General features: G+C 62.3%; 22 protein-coding genes and 1 pseudogene. 7 read left to right on the top strand and 16 right to left on the bottom strand.

Annotated features, from left to right (window positions below):
* Positions 1 to 5: 5 nt before the first annotated feature.
* The 6 genes from ybeY to hrcA are packed head-to-tail and all read right to left on the bottom strand — an operon-like array spanning position 6 to position 6,606.
* Positions 6 to 545 (bottom strand): rRNA maturation RNase YbeY, encoded by a 540-nt coding sequence (ybeY, locus tag GOEFS_RS11190; protein ID WP_007318020.1) that lies wholly within the window; start codon positions 543 to 545, stop codon positions 6 to 8.
* Positions 542 to 2,734, bottom strand: a complete 2,193-nt coding sequence (locus GOEFS_RS11185) for a PhoH family protein (protein ID WP_083837302.1) — start codon at positions 2,732 to 2,734, stop codon at positions 542 to 544. The genes ybeY and GOEFS_RS11185 overlap by 4 nt, the downstream gene beginning before the upstream one ends.
* 42 nt (positions 2,735 to 2,776) lie before the next feature.
* A complete protein-coding gene (locus GOEFS_RS11180; RefSeq protein ID WP_007318018.1) occupies positions 2,777 to 3,547 on the bottom strand; it encodes an alpha/beta hydrolase family protein in 771 nt (256 codons plus the stop codon).
* Positions 3,548 to 3,567: 20 nt separating this feature from the next.
* Positions 3,568 to 4,350 (bottom strand): 16S rRNA (uracil(1498)-N(3))-methyltransferase, encoded by a 783-nt coding sequence (locus tag GOEFS_RS11175; protein WP_007318017.1) that lies wholly within the window; start codon positions 4,348 to 4,350, stop codon positions 3,568 to 3,570.
* A 15-nt stretch (positions 4,351 to 4,365) separates the two neighbouring features.
* A complete protein-coding gene (gene dnaJ, locus GOEFS_RS11170; protein ID WP_007318016.1) occupies positions 4,366 to 5,529 on the bottom strand; it encodes a molecular chaperone DnaJ in 1,164 nt (387 codons plus the stop codon).
* A gap of 42 nt (positions 5,530 to 5,571) precedes the next feature.
* On the bottom strand, positions 5,572 to 6,606 hold the full coding sequence (hrcA, locus tag GOEFS_RS11165) for a heat-inducible transcriptional repressor HrcA (protein WP_007318015.1): 1,035 nt from the start codon (positions 6,604 to 6,606) through the stop codon (positions 5,572 to 5,574).
* 128 nt (positions 6,607 to 6,734) lie between these two features.
* On the opposite strand from hrcA, the gene GOEFS_RS11160 reads away from it, so the two are divergent.
* Positions 6,735 to 7,169: a type II toxin-antitoxin system VapB family antitoxin gene (locus tag GOEFS_RS11160; RefSeq protein ID WP_040524968.1), complete on the top strand. Its 435-nt coding sequence runs from the start codon at positions 6,735 to 6,737 to the stop codon at positions 7,167 to 7,169.
* Between the two features lie 67 nt (positions 7,170 to 7,236).
* Here GOEFS_RS11160 and hemW read toward each other — a convergent pair whose 3' ends face one another.
* The gene (gene hemW / locus GOEFS_RS11155) at positions 7,237 to 8,436 is read right to left on the bottom strand and encodes a radical SAM family heme chaperone HemW (RefSeq protein ID WP_040524967.1); all 1,200 of its coding nucleotides are present in this window, start codon (positions 8,434 to 8,436) and stop codon (positions 7,237 to 7,239) included.
* Between the two features lie 416 nt (positions 8,437 to 8,852).
* On the opposite strand from hemW, the gene GOEFS_RS11150 reads away from it, so the two are divergent.
* Genes GOEFS_RS11150 through GOEFS_RS11130 form a run of 5 tightly spaced genes read left to right on the top strand, consistent with a single transcriptional unit; the run spans position 8,853 to position 14,385 of the window.
* Entirely contained in the window at positions 8,853 to 10,586 is a 1,734-nt protein-coding gene (locus GOEFS_RS11150) for a nitrite/sulfite reductase (protein ID WP_007318012.1), read from the top strand.
* Positions 10,583 to 11,335 (top strand): phosphoadenylyl-sulfate reductase, encoded by a 753-nt coding sequence (locus tag GOEFS_RS11145; RefSeq protein ID WP_007318011.1) that lies wholly within the window; start codon positions 10,583 to 10,585, stop codon positions 11,333 to 11,335. Before GOEFS_RS11150 ends, GOEFS_RS11145 begins: the two co-directional genes overlap by 4 nt.
* Positions 11,314 to 12,282, top strand: a complete 969-nt coding sequence (cysD, locus tag GOEFS_RS11140; RefSeq protein ID WP_170323163.1) for a sulfate adenylyltransferase subunit CysD — start codon at positions 11,314 to 11,316, stop codon at positions 12,280 to 12,282. The genes GOEFS_RS11145 and cysD overlap by 22 nt, the downstream gene beginning before the upstream one ends.
* Positions 12,282 to 13,589 carry a sulfate adenylyltransferase subunit 1 gene (locus GOEFS_RS11135; protein ID WP_007318009.1) on the top strand — a complete coding sequence of 436 codons (1,308 nt, stop codon included), beginning with the start codon at positions 12,282 to 12,284 and terminating at the stop codon, positions 13,587 to 13,589. The genes cysD and GOEFS_RS11135 overlap by 1 nt, the downstream gene beginning before the upstream one ends.
* Position 13,590: 1 nt before the next feature.
* A complete protein-coding gene (locus tag GOEFS_RS11130) occupies positions 13,591 to 14,385 on the top strand; it encodes a sirohydrochlorin chelatase (RefSeq protein WP_007318008.1) in 795 nt (264 codons plus the stop codon).
* Here the strand turns inward: GOEFS_RS11130 and GOEFS_RS11125 are convergent.
* Complete coding sequence (locus GOEFS_RS11125) at positions 14,347 to 15,021, bottom strand: winged helix-turn-helix transcriptional regulator (RefSeq protein ID WP_040524962.1); 675 nt, start codon at positions 15,019 to 15,021, stop codon at positions 14,347 to 14,349. The genes GOEFS_RS11130 and GOEFS_RS11125 overlap by 39 nt on opposite strands.
* 111 nt (positions 15,022 to 15,132) lie before the next feature.
* Between GOEFS_RS11125 and GOEFS_RS22475 the strand changes: the two genes are divergently transcribed.
* Entirely contained in the window at positions 15,133 to 15,723 is a 591-nt protein-coding gene (locus GOEFS_RS22475) for a hypothetical protein (protein WP_007318006.1), read from the top strand.
* Between the two features lie 5 nt (positions 15,724 to 15,728).
* On the opposite strand, the gene GOEFS_RS11115 is transcribed toward GOEFS_RS22475, so the two are convergent.
* From GOEFS_RS11115 to GOEFS_RS11080, 8 genes and pseudogenes are all read right to left on the bottom strand, one after another.
* Complete coding sequence (locus GOEFS_RS11115; protein ID WP_007318005.1) at positions 15,729 to 16,346, bottom strand: GyrI-like domain-containing protein; 618 nt, start codon at positions 16,344 to 16,346, stop codon at positions 15,729 to 15,731.
* Positions 16,347 to 16,435: 89 nt separating this feature from the next.
* The gene (locus GOEFS_RS11110; RefSeq protein WP_007318004.1) at positions 16,436 to 17,428 is read right to left on the bottom strand and encodes a sulfate/molybdate ABC transporter ATP-binding protein; all 993 of its coding nucleotides are present in this window, start codon (positions 17,426 to 17,428) and stop codon (positions 16,436 to 16,438) included.
* Positions 17,429 to 18,358, bottom strand: coding sequence for a sulfate ABC transporter permease subunit CysW (cysW, locus tag GOEFS_RS11105; RefSeq protein ID WP_007318003.1), 930 nt, complete (start codon positions 18,356 to 18,358; stop codon positions 17,429 to 17,431).
* Between the two features lies 1 nt (position 18,359).
* The gene (gene cysT, locus GOEFS_RS11100) at positions 18,360 to 19,220 is read right to left on the bottom strand and encodes a sulfate ABC transporter permease subunit CysT (protein ID WP_007318002.1); all 861 of its coding nucleotides are present in this window, start codon (positions 19,218 to 19,220) and stop codon (positions 18,360 to 18,362) included.
* On the bottom strand, positions 19,217 to 20,299 hold the full coding sequence (locus GOEFS_RS11095) for a sulfate ABC transporter substrate-binding protein (RefSeq protein WP_373278201.1): 1,083 nt from the start codon (positions 20,297 to 20,299) through the stop codon (positions 19,217 to 19,219). The genes cysT and GOEFS_RS11095 overlap by 4 nt, the downstream gene beginning before the upstream one ends.
* A gap of 266 nt (positions 20,300 to 20,565) precedes the next feature.
* Positions 20,566 to 20,766, bottom strand: a complete 201-nt coding sequence (locus GOEFS_RS11090; RefSeq protein ID WP_007318000.1) for a hypothetical protein — start codon at positions 20,764 to 20,766, stop codon at positions 20,566 to 20,568.
* Between the two features lie 61 nt (positions 20,767 to 20,827).
* Positions 20,828 to 22,867: a M3 family metallopeptidase gene (locus GOEFS_RS11085; protein WP_007317999.1), complete on the bottom strand. Its 2,040-nt coding sequence runs from the start codon at positions 22,865 to 22,867 to the stop codon at positions 20,828 to 20,830.
* 4 nt (positions 22,868 to 22,871) lie between these two features.
* A pseudogene (locus GOEFS_RS11080) lies at positions 22,872 to 23,252 on the bottom strand (elongation factor 4); the annotation flags it as partial.

Raw genomic sequence — 23,252 nt, 5'->3', positions numbered from 1 at the left:
CCGACTCAGTTCCTCTCGTCGAATCCGATGTTGCGCAACAACTTAGAATCGCGGTCGGACTGACGACGCTCTATATCGCGTCGCCGGCGGTCGTCGTACCACTGCGACAGGATGTCGTTCTGCAAGCCGAACATCTCACGTTCCTCATCGGGTTCGGCATGGTCGTAGCCGAGCAGATGCAATACGCCGTGCACGGTCAACACCGCCAATTCGTGTTCGAACGAGTGCTTGGCTTCTTTCGCCTGTGCCGCAGCGAATTCCGGGCACAGTACGATGTCGCCGAGAGTTGCCGGACCTGGGTCGGGCGCGTCGGGCCGGCCGCCACCGGGCGTGAGCTCGTCCATCGGGAAACTCATCACATCGGTCGGTCCGGGAAGGTCCATCCACTTCATATGCAGGTCGGCCATCGTATCGAGATCGACGAAGATCACCGACAATTCGGCACCCGGGTGGACTTCCATCGCACCGATAGCGAACTTCGCGGCGTCGAGTACCAGATCGATCGGTACGTCGACGCCGGATTCGTTAGACAGCTCGATACTCATGAACTCCTCGGTCCTCCCGTACGCCGCGCCGCGCGATTACCCCGCAACGGGCCCGAATTCGATACGCGCGCAGACTCTTCCGCACGACCATAGGCGTCGACGATGTTGGCGACCAGGCGGTGCCGAACGACGTCGGCACTGGTGAGTCGCGAGAAGTGGATATCGTCGATACCTTCGAGAATCCGTGCCGCGGCGTTCAAACCGCTCTCAGCGCCGCCCGGTAGGTCAACCTGCGTAACGTCGCCGGTGACAACGATTTTCGAACCGAAACCGAGGCGGGTCAGGAACATCTTCATCTGTTCGCCGGTGGTGTTCTGAGCCTCGTCGAGGATGATGAAGGCGTCGTTCAAGGTGTTATGCGTCAGCAAGAAATCTTCGGTGACATAGAGCGAGTCGTGTGCGGCGACGCGAATACAGACAGCTTCCTCGGTACCGACTTCCTCAATGGACTCGATATAGCGCTTGGGTGGCTTCACCCCGTCTGCGTCGTACTTGTCTACCTTGCGACGCAGACGGAACGGTGCGAGTCCGTCGGGAAGACGGATGTCGAGCACATGCGAGTCGTGGCGGTAGTACACCTCGCGACCCCGCGCATTACCCGGCTTTCGACCTTCGGCCAGTCGCGTGTGGGAGTAAACGATGCCGCCAAGTGACTGCACCAAAAAGGCGACGTCATCGCGCAGTTGGTCCGACACCGTCGTGTACTGCACTCGGCAGGTGCGGCCGCTCTGCGACACCGGCCCGCCGTCGGTGTCCAGCAGACCTTGCAGGACCGCGAGCCGCACCTGCACGGAATTGTAAAGATATTGCCGTGGAACGAATTTCGTTGACGACTTGGTACCCCACAAGCCCAATTCACGCATGGCGTGCGTCACCGGATTCTCGATCGTGATGACCTCGCCCGGAGTAGTGATCCTATTGAGCACGTAGTCCACACCGGACTTATGACGAACACGAATTCCGGGCACCGACGCTTCCAGGGCGTGAACTAGCTCGGGATCCTTAGTAGCGAAAGATGGCGTGGTAACGCCAGCAATACAGCCGTCGCCGAGCATCAGCCCAAGAGCGTACGGATCAAACGGCACCGGCTGCTCGGCGAACTCCACTGGGTTCTCGAGCAATGGCAGCTCGTATCGGTGATAGTGCGCCGCACGCAGATTTCCGATCATCTCCTTGGTCTCCACGACCCGCGGCCCCTTACCCCGCCGCCTATCGTCTCGCGTGTAGACCGACCAGAGATGATCGGTTGAACACAGTGTGGACGCACCCTCCTGAGTTGTCACACGAACTATTTCTTTGAAACCCTGCGGATAGACGCCAAGGACTTCGGTCGGCTTTCCCGACGATCCGATGACGAAGTCACCTATGCCCAGTTCACCGATGGGGCGAAACCCATTGGGCGTCAATACTTTTGTGGAAACTGGTTGGGCCCGGCCCCGCATATATGCGAGCGGTGCGACCTCGATCACGCCGGCCGCCATTAATTTCGGAATCGACTCTGGATCCATCATGTCGTGCAGCGCGTCGTACAACGGCCGCAGATACGGATCGATTTTCTCACTCAGCGTGCCCGGCAAAAAGCCAAGGCGCTCACCGGCTTCCACCGCCGGGCGGGTCAGAATGATCCGAGTGACCTGCTTGGATTGAAGTGCCGCAACGGCTTTCGCCATCGCGAGGTACGTCTTGCCGGTACCGGCCGGCCCTAACCCGAAGACGATGGTGTGCTTGTCGATGGCATCGACATACTTCTTCTGGTTCAGCGTCTTGGGCCGAATCGTCTTGCCGCGCCGGGAAATGATGTCCAGGCTGAGGACATCCGCGGGTGATTCCGCGGTCCCCTCGGTCAGCATCGACACACTGTTGCGCACCACGTCCGGCGTCAACGGGGTACCTCGGCGAATCAGACTGAGCAGTTCGTCAAGTACCCGCTCCGACGCCGCGACGTCGGCTGGCACACCGGTCAAGGTGACCTTATTTCCCCGCACGTGGATGTCGGCTGGCAACAGCTCCTCCAGCGTGCGCAGGTTGATGTCGCTAGTACCGAGTAGTCCGAATACCGCTTCCGGAGCCACTTCCACGGTCGAATTGACGGCCGGGGAATTGACAGTCGGGGAACTCGCGGTTGACGAATTGCGCGACGACGAGTCGTCGACGGGGTCCAAGGTCGGGCCGTCACTCACGTATGACATCACTCCTGGGGGTATGTGGCTGTTATCCAGTGTAAACGGTGCTTACAAACCCAATAATCGGACAGTGCGACGCGCGCAGGCACTGTCGGGATGGATGAACGCCTCATGCCGCTCACCTTCGACGATGACCAACTGTGCCGATTGTCCGCGTGCGGTAACGGTGTCGACGTAATGCCGACTCGATGAAACAGGCACCATCTCGTCGTCGCCCGCGTGCATCGCGATGATATGTGCCGCGCACACCGGCTGGCAGGCCGGTGACGCTTCCCGATACCGCTGCGGCGCGACGTCGTAGGACACTCCCATCAATTTGCGCACCGATCCTCGTTCGTGGCCGCCAGCAACCGTCAGATCCAACGGCGAGGACTGCGCGATGACCGTCGTGATCGCCGCCCGCCGGGTGGCCGCGCCGATCTCGGCCGTCGCCCAGACCGCGAGCATGCCACCGGCCGAATGTCCGACCACCGATACCGATCGCCACGCGACGCGACCGCGCACGTCGTCGGGCAGCGCGTCGGCAACTGGGCCGTCGAGCGCGCGCAACGCGGCGACCACGTCACGCCCGGTATTCGGCCACCCGCCACCGGGATCCCCGACACGTCGATACTCGACATTCCAGACCACGGCCCCACGCTCGGCGAGGCTACGCGCGATAGCGGTCTCGATGGTGAGTGAGAACTCGGTCGACCAGTAGCCGCCGTGTACGAGCACAACCAACGGCACGGTCTGATAGTCGGCAGGGGTACAGGTTGGCAGATAGACATGGCCAAATTGCGCCGGTGCATCGCCGTACGCCACCTTGATCCGTCGCATAGCCCTGGTCCGATCCGGCGTCAGTTGCCCCGCGCCGGGCCCCAGCGATCAGTAAGAGCACCAAGCGCACCGAGCGCAACCGCGGCGGCGGTCGAGGTGCGCAACACTTCCGGACCGAGCACGACCGTCGTCGCGCCCAACGCCGCGAAGTCCGCGATCTCCGAATCCGCAAGTCCCCCTTCGGGTCCCACGATCAACACGATCTCCGACGCCGCCGGTCGCACCGCTCCGGCAAAGCCGACCGCTCCGTCTTCGTGCAATACGAGAACTTGACCGCCGGCTCCAATCGCGTCCGCGCATCGCGCTCGCACCACGGTCGTCGTTGCTAAGTCCGCTACTTCGGGAATCCAGGGACGCCGGCTTTGTTTCGCCGCAGCGGACGCGGCCGCACGCCATTTGGCGACACCCTTTTCCGGCTTTCCTCGATGATCTGACTTACCGCCCGACCATCGTGCGACACACCGCGAAGCCTGCCACGGGACGATCGCATCGGCGCCAGCCTCGGTCGCCAATTCGACGACAAGTTCCGAACGTTCCGACTTGGGCAACGCCTGAACCACGGTGACCCGTGGCCCCGAACGATCGGTGAACCGATACGACAGCGCGCGCACATCGAGCGCGTCCTTACCCGACGTCCCGGTCACTTCACACAGGGCTGTCGCGCCGCGGCCATCGCCCAGAATCACCGATTCACCAGCACGTAGCCGCGTGACCGTCACCGCATGTCGGCCTTCGGAACCGCGCAGCGTGGTCTGCGCACCGGCCGAGGGAACATCGTCGATCCAGAACAGCGGCGGACTCATCGGCTCGACCCGCGACTATCGGCCCGCGAAGGCGTTGCGCAGTCGCGAGAACAATCCGCCGCCCGCGCCGGACGACGCCATCGACGCGCTGACGAGTTCGACCCGATCGTCGATGGTCTGCTCGCGGAATTGTTTGAGGGTGTCGGTTGCCGCGGCGTCAAGTTTTGTCGGCACCACGACGTCGAGGTGAACATGCAGGGTGCCGCGTACGCCGGTGTTGAGATGCGGCATCCCTTGGCCACGCAGTTGCACAACCTGGCCGGGCTGGGTACCGGCCGGGATGGTGACCGTCACCGGATCGTCGAAGATGGTGTTGATGGTGATTTCCGAGCCGAGTGCGGCGTCGGCAATCGGCACCTTGATGGTGCAGTGCAGGTCGTCTTCATCGCGGATGAAGGTGTCGTGGCGACGTTCCTTGACCTCGACGTACAGGTCGCCGGCTGGCCCGCCACCCGGCCCAACTTCGCCCTGTCCGGCCAGCCGGACACGCATTCCGCCAGCGATGCCCGCGGGGATCTTGACGGTCATGGTGCGTCGTGAGCGGACCCGGCCATCGCCGCCGCATTTGTGGCACGGATCGGGGATAACTTCGCCGACGCCCATGCAGGTTGGGCACTGTCGAACCGTCATCACCTGCCCGAGGAACGACCGCTGTACGGCCTGGATCTCGCCCGCACCCTTGCAGGTGTCGCAGGTTCGCGGCTTGGATTTGCCGTTGGTGCCCTTGCCGGTGCAGACGTCGCAGAGGATCGCGGTATCGACCGTGATCTCTTTGTTGACCCCGGAGGCGCACTCGTCAAGGTCGAGTTGCATGGTCACCAGCGCGGGCTCACCGGGCTGCACGCGGCTGCGCGGTCCGCGACCACCGCCGCCGAATCCACCGCTGAAACCGCCGCCGCCCCCGCCGAAGAACGCTTCGAAGACATCGCCGAATCCACCGCCGCCGCCGAATCCACCGGAACCGGCACTCGCGAGCGGATCACCACCGGCGTCGACGATTCGACGCTTCTCGGGATCGCTCAGCACCTCATATGCGGTGCTGACTTCTTTGAAGCGCTCTTCTTCGCCGGGGTTGACGTCAGGATGCAACTCCCGGGCGAGTTTGCGGTACGCACGTTTGATCTCTTGATCCGACGCGCCCTGGGCCACGCCCAGAACGCCGTAGTAATCCTTGGCCACTGACCTATTATTCCTCTGAGTTCACATACACAGCTTGGGTGCTCAGCGCTCAGCGAGCACTTCACCGACGTATTTCGCAACGGCTGCGACCGATGCGATTGTTCCCGGGTAGTCCATGCGTGTGGGTCCGACCACACCCACGCTCCCCAGAACCGTTCCTGACGCACCGTACCCGGTAGAGACCACCGAGGTACCACGCAGGTTCTCCGTCTGGGTCTCCTCGCCGATTTGAACGGTCACCATTCCGCTGCGCTGAGTGGTGGCGAGAAGTTTGAGGACCACGACTTGTTCTTCGAGTGCTTCCAGAACCGTATCCATGCCACCGGCTTCCGGCGCGAAGTCGGCCGCCGACCTCGCGAGGTTCGAGGTCCCACCCAACACGAGACGGTCGTCACCGCGCTCTACGAGCGTCTCCACCAATACGGTGGCGACCCGGATCACGACGTCGCCAATATCGTACGGTGCGGTATTAGCGAGTTCTGCCACCGCTGCGGAGGCCTCTTCGAGGCGCTTTCCGTGCAGTGCCGCGGCGAACATATCGCGCAGCGACGCCAGCTCATTGTCGGTGATATCGCGGGCGAGCGTAACCATCCGTTGCTCAACCCGCCCGGAGTCGGTGATAACGACGGCCAGTAGCCGCGATGGCGCCAACGACACCAACTCCAGATGTCTAACGGTGGCCAGTGACAACACCGGGTACTGGATGATCGCGACCTGCCGGGTGAGTTGCGCCAGCAGTCGTACCGACCGCCGCAGCACATCATCGAGATCGACACCGGAGTCGAGGACTGAGAGGATGGCCCGACGCTCGGCCTTCGACAGCGGCTTGACCTCGCTGATCCGGTCCACGAACAGTCGATAGCCCTTGTCGGTCGGGATGCGGCCCGAACTCGTGTGTGGTTGCGCGATATATCCCTCGGCCTCGAGGACAGCCATGTCATTGCGGACCGTCGCGCTCGACACGCCCAGATGGTGCCGGTCGACGAGCGCCTTGGATCCGATGGGTTCCTGAGTGGAGACGTAATCGGTGACGATGGCACGCAAGACTTCGAATCTGCGGTCATCGGTGCTCGACATGTGTCCTACCTCTCATACTGTGGTCGCGTTCATCCATCTTAGGGCGTGGTGCCCGGCGGTCGTCGTAGCATATGTTCGCGATGCGCGTCGGGCAGCGGCTCGCGTCGAAATCGAGAGGCATGCGGCTCATGATCTTCAAGGGAGTGCAGGACGGGCGACCGTATCCCGAGCACCGACTTTCCGGGCGAGCCTGGGCAAAGATCCCTCCGCGGCAGTTTCGGCTGGACCAATTGACCACGGTGACGTCGGTGCTGGCGCTCGACAAACTGTTGAGTGAAGACTCCACATTCTACGGCGACCTGTTCTCCCATATCGTCCGCTGGCAAGGCGAGCTCTACCTGGAAGACGGACTGCATCGGGCGGTTCGGTCGGCGTTGCGTAACCGGCACATCATCCACGCGCGGATGCTCGACCTGGACATCATCGACCTGTCGCCGGGCGCACTTTCGGTCGAAGACCAGGTCAACGGATCAGAGATGCCGACCCCGGCTCGACCGGTGGTCGGAGCCCAGCGCACTCCTCGTCCCACTACCGGCGGGTGGACTCTGCCGCCCTCCCGGTAGCCGAAAACCGCCCGACGTCGGGTCACCGAGGTCACTTCACCCTCGGTGGGTCCGGTAGGTGCGGTTTTCAGGCGCGGTCCACCAGAATGTCCCGCACTACACCGTCGGCCAACAGCCGCCCGACGTCGGTCAGCACCAATGACTCTCCGACCTCGACCAGCAACCCGTCGTCGACGAACCGCGCCGCCCGCGCCCGTTCCTCGACGTCGAGTTCGCTCACCGGCAATCCAGAACGCAAGCGCGCCAACAACATCACCCGCTCGGTATGCGCGTCGTCCGTGGCCAGAATCTCGTGGTCGTCGACCGGCAGTATCCCGTCGGCGAGCGTGGCGGCATATCTCGCCGGGTGTTTGCGATTCCACCAGCGCACACCGTTGACATGCGAGTGCGCGCCCGGCCCCAGTCCCCACCAGTCATAGCTGTTCCAATAGGCCAGGTTGTGTCGGCACTCCGACGTCGGATCGGGCGAATTACCTTGCAGCCGAGCCCAATTCGAGACTTCGTACCACCCGAACCCGGCCCCCGACAATCGCTCATCGATCCGGCGATAGCGTTCGGCGAGTACGTCGTCGTCGGGGGCAGGTATCTCCCCGCGCCGAACCTTACGAGCGAATGCGGTGCCATCTTCGACGATGAGCGCGTAGGCCGAGACATGGTCAATTGGAGTAGACAAGACAGCGTCGAGGCTGGCATCGAGATCGGCGTCAGTCTCACCTGGCGTGCCGTAGATCAGGTCGAGGTTGATGTGGTCGAAGCCCGCGACCGACGCTTCACGCGCGGCGTCGAGCGCGCGCCCCGGCGTATGAGTCCGCTCCAACACCCGCAACACCCGTTCCGATGCCGACTGCATGCCCAGCGACACTCGGGTGAAGCCGCCGGCGCGCAGTTCGTCGAAGAACGCCCCCGACGTCGACTCCGGGTTGGATTCGGTGGTCACCTCCGCATCGTCGGCCAACGCGAAGCGCGACCGCACGGCGTCGAGCACTCGGACCAATCCATCGGCGCCCAGCAACGACGGTGTTCCACCTCCGACAAAGATCGTCGACACCTCGCGCGCGGGCGACAACGCAGCCACCGCGAGATCAAGTTCACGTTCAATCGCCTCATGCCACGACGCCGGCGATGCCGCGGTTCCGAGTTCACCCGCGGTGTAGGTATTGAAATCGCAGTATCCACAGCGCGTCGCACAGAACGGCACGTGGATGTAGAGACCGAACGGCGTCTCGGCGTCGACGCTGGACAATCGGTGTCGCGCGGACTCATCCAGACCGTCACCGTGCGCCGACGTCGCGAGCGGGGACCGCTCGCTCACCGACGACTCCGTACCGATTATTGCCACCTGACCATCATGCCGCGCGCCCGCACGTCGATGTCGGGTGGCTGCCACGACCCATTTCCATCACGGTGAGGAAAACTATTCCCAAGTAGACGACGTCGAGGTACACATGGCACTATGGACGACGTGACTTCACCAGGAGTGTGGCTTGCCGAACGTCGCCACATCGATCTCAAGCGTGTTTGCAGCGCGAACTGTCAGCTCTAGCTGACGTTCCGGCGATTCGTCGCCCCTCCTGAACTTCGATCGCGCTAGCCCGCGACGCCAGCCCCGAACGTCTCTGATGCCAGCACCCAGCCCGTGCACATGGCCTTGCGCTGCCGTGGGCACACTCGAGAAGAGAATTCATGACGACCACCACCGATGTGAGTGCCGCTGCCACGCCGGACACACCTCCGGCCAAGGCACGTCCGGCCCGCAAGGCTCGGCCAACCAAGCGTCGTGCCGAGGGCCAGTGGAAACTCGGCTACCGCGAGCCGCTCAACGCCAACGAGCAGTCCAAGAAGGACGACAATCCGCTCAACGTCCGCGGCCGGATCGAGAACATCTACTCCAAGGGCGGATTCGACTCAATCGACAAGTCCGACCTCCGCGGCCGCTTCCGCTGGTGGGGCCTCTACACCCAGCGTGAGCAGGGCTACGACGGCACCTGGACCGGCGACGAGAATATCGACATCCTCGAAGCCAAGTACTTCATGATGCGCGTGCGCTGCGACGCCGGCGCACTCAACGTCGAACAATTGCGCACCATCGCCGGTATCTCGACCGAGTTCGCTCGCGACACCGCCGACCTCTCCGACCGCGAGAATGTTCAGTACCACTGGATCGAGGTAGAGAACGTTCCAGAGATCTGGGAGCGCCTGGAAGGCGTAGGTCTCAAGACCACTGAAGCATGCGGCGACTGCCCCCGCGTGGTGTTGGGTTCGCCGATGGCCGGCCGTTCACGTACCGAGGTCCTCGACCCGACACCGGCTATCGACGAAATCGTGCGGCGCTATATCGGCGACAAGAAGTACTCGAATCTGCCGCGCAAGTTCAAAACCGCCATCTCCGGTCAACCCGACGTCGTACACGAGATCAACGACGTCGCGTTCATCGGTGTCAATCATCCCGAACACGGTCCTGGACTGGACCTATGGGTCGGCGGCGGGCTGTCAACCAATCCGATGCTCGCTCAACGCGTCGGCGTATGGGTGCCGCTCGATGAGGTACCCGACGTGTGGGAAGGCGTGGTCTCGATCTTCCGCGACTACGGCTATCGTCGGCTGCGCGCGAAGGCCCGGTTGAAATTCCTGATCAAGGACTGGGGAATCGAGAAGTTCCGCCAGGTCCTCGAAGATGAATACTTGGGCCGCAAGCTGATTGACGGCCCCGCCGTCGACAAGCCGAAGCATCCCATCGACCATGTCGGCATCCAGAAGCAGACCGACGGACTCAATGCCATCGGTGTCGCCCCGATCGCCGGCCGCGTCTCCGGAACCATCCTGGGCAAGGTCGCCGACCTTGCCGAGCAGGCCGGCTCGGACGCGATCCGTTTCACGCCGTATCAGAAGCTGATCATCCTTGACGTCCCCGACGACAAGCTCGACGCGTTGGTCGCCGGTCTCGACGAACTCGGTCTACCGGCCCGGCCGTCGCATTGGCGCCAGAATCTGATGGCGTGCTCGGGTATCGAGTTCTGCAAACTCTCATTCGCCGAGACCCGCAAACGCTCGCAGGCCCTGGTGCCCGACCTCGAAGCCCGATTGGCGGATATCAACGCCGACCTGGACATCCCGATCACGATCAACATCAACGGATGCCCCAACTCTTGCGCGCGGTCGCAGGTGGCCGACATCGGCTTCAAGGGACAGTTGGTCGACGACGGCGACGGGAATCAAGTCGAAGGATTTCAGGTTCATCTAGGTGGCAGCCTCGGCCTGGATAGCGGATTCGGCCGAAAGTTGCGGCAGCACAAGGTAACCAGCCCCGAGCTCGGCGACTACATCGAACGCGTGGTGCGCAATTTCACGACCCAGCGCTACGACGGTGAACGCTTTGCCGAATGGACGGTGCGCGCGGACGAGGAGGCGTTGCGATGACCACCACCGATACTGAGATATCAGCACGAACGCGCACCGAAGAAGAGCTGCGCGCCATCGCTGAGGAGGGTGCCGCACGACTCGGCCCCGACGCCACTCCCGAGCAGTTGATCGCTTGGACCGCTGAGACTTTCGGCACCGACTTTCTGGTCGCGTCGAATATGCAGGACGCCGTGCTGGTCGACCTCGCGGTCAAGCACATCCCGACCGACACACTCGACGGCGGCAAGGTGAAGGTCCTCTTCCTCGACACTGGCTATCACTTCGCCGAGACCATCGGCACCCGGGACGCCGTCGAGCAGGTTTACGGCGTTGAACTAGTCAACGTCACGCCGGACAACACCGTTGCCGAGCAGGATCAACTGTTGGGCCGCAACCTCTTTGAGCGAGATCCCGGCGAATGCTGCCGGCTGCGCAAGGTGGTCCCGCTGCGGAAGTCGTTGTCGGGCTACAGCGCCTGGATCACCGGCATCCGCCGAGTCGAGGCGCCAACCCGCGCCAACGCTCCCCTCATCTCCTTCGACGAAGCCTTCGGCCTCGTGAAGATCAATCCGATCGCGGCATGGTCCGACGAGACGATGCAGGACTACATCGACAGCAACGGGGTTCTGGTGAATCCTCTTGTCGACGAAGGCTATCCATCCATCGGCTGTGCACCGTGCACCGTCAAACCGGAACCAGGTTCAGATTCCCGAAGCGGCCGCTGGGCCGGTCGGGCCAAGACAGAATGTGGGCTGCACGCATCATGACAGTTACCGAAGAAGCCACCGTCAATGCCGGCGAGCGGGACAGCGGGGTGACCGGCGAGTTCACCACCCTCGACGCACTGGAGTCAGAGGCCATCCACATCTTCCGCGAGGTGGCCGGTGAGTTTGAACGCCCGGTAATCCTATTCTCCGGCGGCAAGGACTCCACTCTGCTGCTACATGTGGCACTCAAGGCGTTTTGGCCTGCACCGCTGCCCTTTTCGCTGCTGCACGTCGACACCGGACACAACCTCCCCGAGGTGCTGCAGTTCCGCGACGAGGTGGTCGAGCGGCACAACCTGCGACTGCATGTCGCCAAGGTCGAGGACTACCTCGCCGATGGACGGCTCACCGAGCGACCCGACGGCATCCGAAACCCGCTACAAACCATTCCGCTACTCGACGCGATCACCGAGAACCGCTTCGACGCCGTGTTCGGCGGTGGCCGCCGCGATGAAGAGCGCTCACGCGCCAAGGAGCGAATCTTCTCCCTGCGCAACGCGTTCGGCCAGTGGGATCCGAAGCGGCAGCGTCCCGAGTTGTGGAATCTGTACAACGGCCGGCATGCCCCCGGCGAGCATGTCCGCGTCTTCCCGCTGTCCAATTGGACCGAGCTCGACGTGTGGCGTTACATCGCCCGCGAGTCGGTGCTCCTTCCGCCGATCTACTACGCGCATCAGCGCGAAGTGTTCTCGCGCGACGGGATGTGGATGACTCCCGGCCCATGGGGTGGCCCGCGAGAAAATGAAGCGCTCGAGACCCGTTCGGTCCGCTATCGCACCGTCGGTGACGGATCGACCACCGGCGCAATCCTTTCCGAGGCTGCCGACAACGACGCCGTGCTCGACGAGGTCGCCGCGTCTCGCTTGACCGAGCGGGGCGCCACCCGTGGCGACGACCGGGTGTCCGAGGCCGCTATGGAAGACCGCAAACGTGAAGGATACTTCTGATGAAGCACGCCCCCGACCTGCTCCGCATCGCGACCGCGGGGAGCGTCGACGACGGTAAGTCCACGCTCGTCGGTCGCCTCCTCTATGACACCAAATCGGTTCTGGCAGACCAGATCGATGCGGTAACCAAGGCATCGGTCGACCGCGGATTGGACAGTCCCGACCTCTCGCTGCTCGTCGACGGCCTGCGTGCCGAACGCGAACAGGGCATCACCATCGACGTGGCGTACCGGTATTTCGCCACGCCCGCACGGTCTTTCGTGCTCGCCGATACACCCGGTCACGTGCAGTACACCCGCAATACGGTGTCCGGCGCATCGACCGCTCAGTTGGTCATCCTGCTTGTCGACGCCCGCAATGGTGTTGTCTCCCAAACACGGCGACACGCAGCGGTGATGGCGCTGCTCGGCGTACCTCAGTTGGTGTTGGCGGTCAACAAGATCGATGCCGTCGACGATGCGGCAGCGAAGTATGCGCAGATCGTCGCGGAGTTCAGCGAACTCACCCGCTCATTGGGTTGGTCCGACGACGAAGTCACCACCATCCCGGTGTCGGCGTTGCACGGCGACAATGTCGCGAGCCGTTCGGACAACACCCCGTATTACGATGGCCCAAGCCTCATCGAGCATCTTGAGTCGGTACCCAATGTCACCGAGCACAACCACGCTCCGCTTGGGCTGCGATTCCCGGTGCAGTATGTAATCCGGCCACGCACAGCGGAATTCCCCGACTATCGCGGCTACGCCGGTCAGATCGCCGCGGGCACCGTCGCCGTCGGCGACGAGGTTGTCGTACTGCCGTCGGGGACGCGTTCCCGAGTCACCCAAATCGATACCGCCGATGGACAATTGGCATCGGCACATGCTGGCCGTAGTGTGACGCTTCTTCTCGACGACAATGTCGACATCTCGCGAGGCGACGTGATCGCCGCGGTCGCCGATGCCCCCGAGCCAATTCAGCAGTTCACCGCGACGGTGTGCTGGTTGGCCGACAAGCCGCTGCGCCCCGGTGCACGGGTGCTACTCAAACACGGCACCAAGACCACCCAGGCAATCATCGGTGGACTCGACGCGCTGTTCGACGAGCAGAATCTCGCGTTGCTCGACGGTCCGGAAGCGTTGGAACTCAACCACATCGGACTGATCTCCGTGCAAACCGCCGAGCCGATCGCAGCCGACGACTATGCGATTAGCCGCGAATCGGGCAGCTTCTTGTTGATCGACCCACAGGGTGGCAACACGCTGGCCGCAGGTCTCGTCGGTGACGCTCTAGCTCCCCTGCATCTATCCCAGGCGCAGCCTGCCTGACATGAGCAAGATGGTTCGCCCGGCTCTGCTGCTGGTGGCGCACGGTAGTCGCGACGACAGATTCGTCGTGACCGCCGAGCAGATCCGCGACGCGGTCGCCGGCGAATTACCCGGCGTCGCGGTGGAGTTGAGTTATCTCGATCTCAACGCACCGCTGGTCGGCGATGCGCTCGCCACCCTCGGACCGCGAACAGATGATGTGGTTGTGGTTCCGCTGCTACTCGGCGACGGTTATCACAGCCGGTTCGATCTGCCGGCGATCCTGTCCGCGGCCACCAGGCAACGAATTTCGTTGCGCACCAGCCAAACTCCGGTCGTCGGTGACACTTCATTGGTACCCGCGCTCCTCAGTCGCCTCGCCGAGGCCGGTCTCCGCTCCAACGACGGGGTGCTGATGTGCGCCGTGGGCTCGTCTGACGCCGGATCGGATGCCCAAGCGCGACGTCGTGCGGCAGAACTGAGTGAGCGGCTGAAAGTACCCGTCGAGGTGGTGTTCGCCACCAAGCCCGGCGAACACGACAAAGAATTGCGCAGCGCCGTAAGCCGTTTGGAAGACGCTAGGGTGGACCGAATCGTGTTGAGCCCATACTTTCTGTCGGCCGGCCTGCTCACCGAACGCGTCATCGGCAAGGTACTCGCCTACCGCCCCGACTCTCTCGTCGCCGCACCGATCGGTGAGCATCGAGCACTGATCGACGCCGTGACGTCGAACTACCGGACTGCGCTCCGAGGAGTCAGCCATTCCTCCGGGACCAGCTCACAGCCTGGCCGTGATTCGCTCCTGCACTCCTTCTAACACCGGCAGCAGGAACGCCAAGGCATCCGGATTGCCCTCGACCGTCACTCGTCCGTCACCGATCGCATCGCCGATAGCTACGCGCCCGCCGGATATCGCCGCCATCGTCTCAGGGTCGGTGGTAACCACAGCATCGGCGCCGTCGACCCCGTTGACGGCCACGGACGCGATGCCATCGCGAATAGTGAGCCATGCGGCGTCATCACCGACGCGGACTTCATACGAGTAATTCTCGCTCAGCTCGGCCGGCCGCAGCATTCGCGACAAGAATAACAACGTCCATTCGACGTGATACGTCTCGTGATCGTCGGGGCCAGCCGAGATCTGATGCCGAACACCCCAGATTGCCAGCGGCGCAAGGGAATTGGCCAATTCTTGGCCGACGTCAGTGAGTTCGTACACCGTCGATGCGACAGGCGGCCCGACATATCGCCGGGTGAGGATGCCGTCCGCATCCAGTTGCTTCAACCGATTCGCGAGCAGGCTAGTCCCGATCCCGACGAGCGTCCCGGCGAGATCGGAGTATCGCTTCGGCCCCGACATCAATTCGCGAACGATCAGCAGTGTCCACCGCTCGCCAACGATGTCGAGGGCGCGGGACAAACCGCAAAACTGGTCATAACTACGCCTGGTCATCCTCACATGGTACGCCTCCAAGATGTTTTTAGAGTAGAAGCTTTTATTTCTTATTGCTCTACTTCATTTTCTTATGTACGGTAGGACCATCATCCGACCGAGGAGGACGACATGAAGCGAATGAGTCACCGCGACCCACGTTGGCGCGAATGGCAACACCTCGATCGGGTCGCGCGTTCTGGACCAATCATCTTGGGCTGCACCGGTTCTGCTGCATCACTACGGGCGGTGGCGTCGGCTCCGACGTTGGTCGGTCCCGTACCGGCGGCCGTATTGCTGTGCGCCGTGAAGCCGGCACGCGCGAGGGACACCCGCCGACGCGACTCCGACTTCGACGTTCTCAAGGCCGACGCGTATCAACTGAGCGAGTCAGCGATTATCGACGAAGCGCTCCGCCGAAGCCGCGAAGTCGCCTGGGATTGCGGACTGAAAGGCGTTGTCACCCAAACGGTTTTCGCCGACCCAGTACACGCTCTACGCGACGCCGCCATCGACAACGCGGCGAGTACGGTGATCGTCGGAGTCGGCGGGCGGCGTCCGAGCCGATTGGTGAACCGACTGGCCGCGGCACTGCCCGACGGCGTCGATCTCATCGCCACCGACGGCACTGCGCCGCTCGTCGCGATTCGACGTAGTCGAATGAGTAACGGCGCCACCGACTACTTCAGTGGACTGCGGACGTCGCGGCTCGCTATCGGCTGATGGACCTAACCGTCGGTAACCGGTTGGCGCAGAATCGTTTTCAACTTCGCCGGCTCCACCCGCCGAGCATCTGACAGATAGATCTCGTGATGACGTCCGGTCATAGTCAATCCGTTGTCCGGGATGAACTCATCGTGCATGCGCGCCAGGGTCGGCCCCTCGTCATCGAAGGAACCGATGTGCAGGGTCTGCACGCTCCGCCCTTCGGTGTACTCCTCGAAACGCGCGAGATGGGCTGCGGCAAACCCTTTTTGGACAGCACCGTCAATGGCTCGCTCGACAATCTGGGCGGTGATCCATTCCGGTTGAACGATCATCATCGTCCACTTCCACGCACTCTTGTCACGGGTGGTGAAGGTCGACATGTCGTCGGCATCCCAGAGCCCCTCAAGCGGACCTACCGTGTGGACTCGGTCGAGTTCTTTCTTGGCGATCCCGCGTGCGCCGTAGGAGACGGTGTACAGCGCCTCGATGGCAGCCGCATACTCCGGTGACACATTGGGATCGCCCGCGCCGTCGACCATCACGAAACTCAGCGATGGCACATCGACGACGCTGAATACTCCCCTCTTCGGCGCGTACAGATCCTTGCGGTGCGACTTGATGTCGAAATTGGTTGGCATGCCACTCCTTGCCGGTCCGTACAACGAAATCGGTCCGTACCACCATAGATCGTGTGTGGTACGGACCGACTAGCGTTGTGCGAAGACGACTATTCGCTGATAGCCGGCACCTTCGTCGCGCGGGCGTAGACTTCTTCTCCCGCACTGAGATTCAGAGCATTCGCGTCACCGCGCGTCACCTGTGCGAGGAATTCCTCCCCGGTCGCGGTAGCGACCAGATCGACGCGGGTCTCAAATCCGAGATGAACGACCCGCTGAACTGTCGCCTTGATGATGCCGGTGTCCAACTCGGCATCGATCGACGGCCAAGCGAGTTCCGGGTTGCGTCCCAAACGAATGTCATGCGGGCGCACCAGCTCTCCGTTCACCCGCACCGTTGACCCGAGGAATGACGCGACGAACGCATTGGATGGACGATCGTAGAGGTCGTCGGGTGCACCGATCTGTTCGATACGTCCCTTGTTGAGGACCGCGATCCGATCGGAGACGTCGAGCGCTTCCTGCTGGTCGTGAGTCACCAGCACAGTGGTCACATGCACCTCGTCATGCAAGCGCCGCAACCACTTTCGCAGATCCTCACGCACCTTCGCATCAAGTGCGCCGAACGGCTCGTCGAGCAGCAGCACCTTCGGATCAACCGCGAGTGCCCGAGCCAGAGCCATGCGCTGACGCTGGCCACCCGACAGTTGCGCCGGGAACCGGCGCTGAAAACCAGTCAGCCCAACGATATTGAGCAGCTCGTCCACCTTGGCGTCGATCTCCGCTTTCGGCTTCTTACGGATCTTCAGGCCGAACGCGACGTTATCGCGCACGTTGAGATGTTTGAACGCGGCATAGTGCTGGAACACGAAGCCGATGTCGCGTTGCTGCGGCGACGCGTTGGTCACATCCTTTCCATTGATCTTGATGCTGCCCGAATCCAGTGAGTCAAGACCCGCGATCGAACGCAATAGCGTCGACTTGCCTGAACCGGACGGCCCAAGCAACGAGGTCAGCGACCCCTCCGGGATATCGATGGAGACATTGTCCAGCGCGGCGAAGTCGCCGTATTTCTTATTCGCGTCGGTTACTGAAATAGACATCTACACGCCTTCTTTCACGTTCGGGTTCTTGCCGTGCTTCGCCACGGGCAGCGATTCGAGGGTGGGAGCTTCGTCGGCCTCGTCGGCCTCATCCGAGCCGACATAGGAACTGCTCGCGTCGGCAAGACGCTGCTTACCGCGGTGCTCGACGTAGGTCATCGCGACCAGTACCAGTACGGCCACGAACATCAGCAACGTCGCAGCCGCATACGCACCAAACTCGTTGTAGTCGTCGGTGTACCGCGAGGACACCAACAGTGTCAGCGTCTGGGAAATGCCCGGATAGTTCGACGACACCATTGTCACCGCGCCGTATTCACCGAGTGCGCGCGCGACCGTCAGCACCACGCCATAGGTCAGGCCCCATTTGATGGCTGGCAGGGTGATTCGCCAGAACGTCTGGCGCGCATTGGCACCCAGGGTCGCGGCTGCCTGTTCCTGTTCGGTGCCGATCTCGCGGAGCACCGGCTCCACCTCACGAACGACGAACGGCAGAGTCACGAAGAGCGTGGCCAATACCAAGCCGGGGAATCCGAAGATGATTCGGAAACCCAGATTCTCCACTCCGCCGAACCAGCCGCCATACCCCCACAGCGCGATCAGCGCGACGCCGACGACGACCGGGGAAACGGCAAACGGTAGGTCGACGACCGCCTGCAAGATTCCCTTGCCCGGGAATTTGCCCCGAGCCAGGGCCAGCGCGGTCGTTACACCGAACACGACGTTCAGCGGCACAACGATAACCACGATGATCAGCGATAGCTGAAGCGCGGCGATCGCGGCCGGTGTGGTGATCCAATCCCAGAACTGGCCCAGACCATGCTCGAACGAACGCCAGAAAATGACGCCGACGGGCACTACCAGCAGGACCAACAGATAGAGCAGCGCAATACCGCGCAGCAGATATTTCGACAGCGGTGAGACTTTCATGTCACTGCTCCTCTCGACGCGTCTGGCGACGGCCCGCGACGCGCAGCACCAGCAGCACGATGAAGGCGATGAGCAGCAGGACCACCGAGATGGCCGCCGCGTCCACCGGCTCGTCGATCTCGATCTGCTGCTGGATGTACTGCGATGCGACTTGCGTCTTTCCTGGAATGTTGCCGCCGATGAGAACGACTGAACCGAATTCGCCGATCGCACGGGTGAAGGCGAGGCCGGCACCGGTGAGAATCGAAGGCAGTAGAGCCGGAACGACAATCTTCCACCAGATGGTCCAGTTAGACGCCCCTAGAACGGCCGCCGCCTCCTCGACGTCGGTGTCGAGTTCGATGAGCACCGGCTGTACCTGCCGCACCACGAATGGCAACGTGACGAATGTCAGGGCGATGACCAACGCGGGCTTGGTGGCGTTGAGCTGAATATCGACCGGGCTGTTGGGACCGTAGAGCGATAGCAGCACGAGGCTGGCGACGATCGTCGGCAACGCGAATGGCAGGTCGATGATCGCGTTAACAAATCCCTTGCCCCAGAAGTCATCTCGTACCAGAACCCATGCGATCAACGTTCCGAAGACCACGTTGATCAACGCGACTACGATGGATACCTCGACGGTCACGACCAACGCGTCGACCGCGGCATCGGCGGAAATCGCATCCCAGAAACCACTCCAGCCCGACCCGAATGCCTGCACGGCGATCGCGGCCAGCGGAAGAAGCACGATAATGCTCAGCCATAGGCCTGCGACGCCGATACCAAGTGGACTGACACCGCGGAACGTCCGTGGCCGGAACCGGTCGGTGGAGTCCGACGGCTTCGGCTTGTCCGGAGCCGTCTGTGCCTGAGTCGTCATTTCTTCCCTCCCTTGGCATAGATCTTGGTGATCGCACCCTTCTGGCCAAAGAGTTTGGAGTCCACCGCTTTCCAGCCGGTCAGATCCTTGCCGTCATTGTCGGCGGCCGTGCCCTCGCCGAGAACTTTGCCCAATTCCTTTATGGTCCAAAGCTTTCGGATCTCGCCCGGGAACGACCCCTTCGTCTCATCGATGATCGACTGCGTGACTGGCCGGAATCCCTGCTGAGCCCACAGACGCTGCGCCTCGTCGGTGAAGAGGAAGTCGACGAATGCTTTGGCGCCGGCCACGTCGTCACTGGTGTTCACCACGGCGACCGGGTTCTCGATTTTGAAGGTCTCGTCGGGAATCACATAGTCGACCTTGGAGTTCTCAGCTGCGACCGCGTTGTTGCGCTTGAGCATGATCGCCTCGTTCTCGTAGCTGATCAGGACATCGCCCTGCCCTTGCTCGAACGCGGTGGTCGCTTCTCGACCTGACTTCGGTTGCACGCGAATGTGATCGCGCACCAGTTTCGAGACATAGTCCAACCCGGCCTTGTCATCCACGCCGCCCTGACTCTTCGCCGCGTAGGGCGCCAACAGGTTCCATTTCGCCGAACCCGAGCTACCCGGGTTGGGGGTCACCACCTCGACGCCCGGCTTCAGAAGATCGTCCCAGGTATGAATGTTCTTAGGATTACCCTCGCGAACCACAAGTGCCACAACTGAACCGAACGGCGTGCTGTTGTTCGGGGCTTGCTTCTTCCAGTTCTCGTCGACAACCCCCTCTTTGACCAGACGGGTGATGTCCGGCTCGACCGAGAAGTTGACGACGTCGGCTGGTACCCGGCGCGCGACCTTGCGCGACTGATCGCCCGAGGCACCGTAGGACTGCGAGAAACCGATATCGCGGCCTGTCTCGGTCTTCCGGAACGCCGGGATGATCACGTCAAAGCCTGGCTTGGGTACGGCATAGGCGACGAGGTTGAGGTGGCGCGAGCCACTGGAGATATCGACCCCGCCCGGTTCATCGGTGGAGCCACCGCCGCAAGCACTGATCACCCCCACTCCCAGGACCGCGACGCAGAGCAGTGACACTGCCCTGACGACCGCGGAAACACCTGCGATGTGCTTCACGTTCGGACCTCCATCTGTTGTGGTTTGTCGTCGAGTCCACCATTCGCGATGAACTCGTAGCGCAGAAACGCTAACAACCAAACAGGCGCGCGACATCGTCGAAAAGCCCGCTGACTATCCGGGGCTGGTCGGATGCCGCCCGTTGTGCTATCTCGTCAGAAACCAGGCGAGGAGTACAAGAGCGACTAATGCGATGAGAGCGATCGTTACCCGTGACTTGATCATCTTCACAAACCCGATCCGTCGTCGTCAGCAAATCTACGGCGGTCAAAGATCCGAGAAACCACGTTGACCAGCCAATTCAGTACAATTGCCGCGACAATCGCGAGAGGGATTACCACCGCGAGGGTAACCAGCAACTGCGGCACAAAAGATAGCGCTGTTAACCATTCTTCGACGCTATCCCACCACGTCACGAAGCCTTTCACGCCCGCCTCCGCCCTGCCGGGAACTTTCGTTCAAGGTGATTAAAAGACCAATCTGCCATCGTCATGCGGTCAGCCCCCGCCTGAGTAAAAGTGGTTCGATACCCGCCGGACGCCCCAGCAACCGCTGGTGACTGGCGATCGGTTCGACGCTGGAGCCGCGGCTCAACGTCAGATCGGCGAAGACCCGCCCGCTTTCGCGACGCAAGCCGCCCGACGCGAGAAACCACTGCTCGGTCTCCGCATCGAGCACTTCGGACCAGATGTAGCTGTAGTAGCCGGCCGAATACCCGCCGGCGAAGATGTGGTTGAAGTACGCGGTGCGGTATCGCGGCGGGATCAACTCACCACCCAGTCCCGCATCGGCCAATGCGGCTCGTTCAAACGCGGCCAAATCCGCGACTGCCTCACTGGTCGCCTGCGCGACGGAAAGCCGATGCCAGGCGAGGTCAAGCACCGCGGCGGCTAAGTATTCGATAGTCGAATGCGCACTCTCGGTCTGCGCCGCGGCGCGGGCAGCATCGGCCAGTTCGGTCGGGATTGGCGCTCCGGTGGCGTGATGGCGCGCGTAATTCGCGAGCACCTCGGGATGCAGGGCCCACATTTCGTTGACCTGCGAGGGGAACTCGACGAAATCGCGTGGCACCGACGTTCCCGATTGCGAGGGGTATCGCACCGCCGACAGAAGACCATGCAGGGCATGGCCGAACTCGTGAAACAGTGTCGTGAGTTGATCGGTCGATAGCAGTGCCGGCTGCCCGTCGGCGGGTTTGGGCACATTGAGGACATTCACCACAACTGGTAACTGCCCCAACAGTTTCGACTGATCGACGATGCTGTTCATCCACGCACCGCCGCGCTTGGACGGCCGCGCGAAATAGTCACCGAGATACAGGCCGATGCCCGCACCGGACTCGTCGAAGACTTCCCACACCCGAACGTCGGGATGGTAGGCGCGCAAATCGGGGCGTGCCTGGAAGCTCAGGCCGTACAGCTGGCCGGCCGCGAAGAACACGCCGTCGTGCAGAACGGTGTCCAGTTCGCAGTAGGCCGCGAAATCATCCAGTGGCACAGCCGAATCCGCCTGTTGCGCCTTCGCCAGCCAGTAGGTGACGTCGGACGCGGCGAGGTCGGTTCCGGCAAGATCGGCCAACCGGGTGAGTTCTCGCTCCCCCGCTTCTACCGCGGCCTTCGAGAGCTGAGCAAGCAATGCGAACACAGCTTCGGCGTCCGGCGCGGTCTCTTCGGCGATGGTGTATTCGGCGTGGTTGGCGTAACCGAGCAGTTCGGCACGCCGGGCCCGCAATTCGACAATCTCACGGATCGCCGCAGCGGTGTTGTTCTCGTTGTCACGCGCGCATCGACTCACCGAAGCGTCGAAAACTCGCTGCCGCGCATCGGGATTCACCAGGGACGCAACCGCCGCCTGACTGCTCGGCAGCTCCAGGGCAACCAGGTAACCGTCTTGTCCGGCATCGGCGGCCGCGCGGGCAGCGGCGGCGACCTCGCCGGCACCGAGCCCTTCGAGCGCGGCGGCGTCGTCGAAGGCAACCGCCGACGCGTTGGTGTCGTCGAGGATGAACTGTCCCACCTGATTGGTGAGATAGGCCAAACGCGAGGATATTTCGCGCATCTGCTGCTGGCCGGCGGCGTCCTGGCCCGCGCCGGCACGGATCGCGTCGCGGTAATACTTACTGAGCAGGCGCTGCTGATCTTCGGCGAGATCGTCGTCGGCTATCTCGCGATACAACTGATCGATGCGGCCAAATAGATTGGCATTCAACGTAATCGTGCTGTAGTGCTCGGCAAGTTTCGTCGAAAGTTCTTGTGCGATCTCGTTACGCTGGGGATTGGTGTCGGGCCCTACGAGATTGAAGAAGATGTGGGCACGCCGGCCCAGATCCTGACCCGAACGTTCCAGTGCCTCAATCGTATTGGCGAAAGTTGCCGGCTCGGCGTTATCCGCGATGGTCGCCACCTCAGCTAGGTGAGCGGCCATCGCGGCGTCGAATGCGGGCAGGAAATCGCCGTCGGAGATCACTGCGAAATCTGGCAACCCATAGGGCAGATCAGACTCGGCGAGTACGGAATTGGCCTGCGGCATTGCGTTACTTTCCCTTCGGCTTATCGCCGACCGCATCAGAACTCAGGGCGGCGACGAAGGCATCCTGGGGCACTTCGACGCGGCCGATCGTCTTCATGCGCTTCTTGCCTTCCTTCTGCTTCTCCAGCAGTTTGCGCTTACGGCTGATATCGCCGCCGTAGCACTTGGCCAGCACGTCCTTGCGGATCGCTCGAATGTTTTCGCGCGCAATGATTTTCGACCCGATGGCGGCCTGGATGGGCACCTCGAACTGTTGACGCGGAATGAGTTCTTTGAGTTTGGTCGCCATCTTGTTGCCATAGCCGTAGGCGGCGTCACGGTGCACGATCGCGCTGAACGCATCGACTGCCTCACCTTGCAACAAAATGTCGACCTTAACCAGGTC

This window comes from Gordonia effusa NBRC 100432 (assembly GCF_000241305.1).
In the GTDB taxonomy this organism is placed as follows: domain Bacteria; phylum Actinomycetota; class Actinomycetes; order Mycobacteriales; family Mycobacteriaceae; genus Gordonia; species Gordonia effusa.
Note: the sequence above shows the minus strand (reverse complement) of the source record. Positions and strands in the feature narration are given on the sequence as shown.

Coding starts and splice junctions, on each gene's coding strand:
- ybeY (WP_007318020.1), bottom strand. CDS start 545: ATGAGTATCGAGCTGTCTAACGAATCCGGCGTCGACGTACCGATCGAT.
- GOEFS_RS11185 (WP_083837302.1), bottom strand. CDS start 2,734: ATGTCATACGTGAGTGACGGCCCGACCTTGGACCCCGTCGACGACTCG.
- GOEFS_RS11180 (WP_007318018.1), bottom strand. CDS start 3,547: ATGCGACGGATCAAGGTGGCGTACGGCGATGCACCGGCGCAATTTGGC.
- GOEFS_RS11175 (WP_007318017.1), bottom strand. CDS start 4,350: ATGAGTCCGCCGCTGTTCTGGATCGACGATGTTCCCTCGGCCGGTGCG.
- hrcA (WP_007318015.1), bottom strand. CDS start 6,606: ATGTCGAGCACCGATGACCGCAGATTCGAAGTCTTGCGTGCCATCGTC.
- GOEFS_RS11160 (WP_040524968.1), top strand. CDS start 6,735: ATGATCTTCAAGGGAGTGCAGGACGGGCGACCGTATCCCGAGCACCGA.
- GOEFS_RS11150 (WP_007318012.1), top strand. CDS start 8,853: ATGACGACCACCACCGATGTGAGTGCCGCTGCCACGCCGGACACACCT.
- GOEFS_RS11145 (WP_007318011.1), top strand. CDS start 10,583: ATGACCACCACCGATACTGAGATATCAGCACGAACGCGCACCGAAGAA.
- cysD (WP_170323163.1), top strand. CDS start 11,314: ATGTGGGCTGCACGCATCATGACAGTTACCGAAGAAGCCACCGTCAAT.
- GOEFS_RS11135 (WP_007318009.1), top strand. CDS start 12,282: ATGAAGCACGCCCCCGACCTGCTCCGCATCGCGACCGCGGGGAGCGTC.
- GOEFS_RS11130 (WP_007318008.1), top strand. CDS start 13,591: ATGAGCAAGATGGTTCGCCCGGCTCTGCTGCTGGTGGCGCACGGTAGT.
- GOEFS_RS11125 (WP_040524962.1), bottom strand. CDS start 15,021: ATGACCAGGCGTAGTTATGACCAGTTTTGCGGTTTGTCCCGCGCCCTC.
- GOEFS_RS22475 (WP_007318006.1), top strand. CDS start 15,133: ATGAAGCGAATGAGTCACCGCGACCCACGTTGGCGCGAATGGCAACAC.
- GOEFS_RS11115 (WP_007318005.1), bottom strand. CDS start 16,346: ATGCCAACCAATTTCGACATCAAGTCGCACCGCAAGGATCTGTACGCG.
- GOEFS_RS11110 (WP_007318004.1), bottom strand. CDS start 17,428: ATGTCTATTTCAGTAACCGACGCGAATAAGAAATACGGCGACTTCGCC.
- cysW (WP_007318003.1), bottom strand. CDS start 18,358: ATGAAAGTCTCACCGCTGTCGAAATATCTGCTGCGCGGTATTGCGCTG.
- cysT (WP_007318002.1), bottom strand. CDS start 19,220: ATGACGACTCAGGCACAGACGGCTCCGGACAAGCCGAAGCCGTCGGAC.
- GOEFS_RS11085 (WP_007317999.1), bottom strand. CDS start 22,867: ATGCCGCAGGCCAATTCCGTACTCGCCGAGTCTGATCTGCCCTATGGG.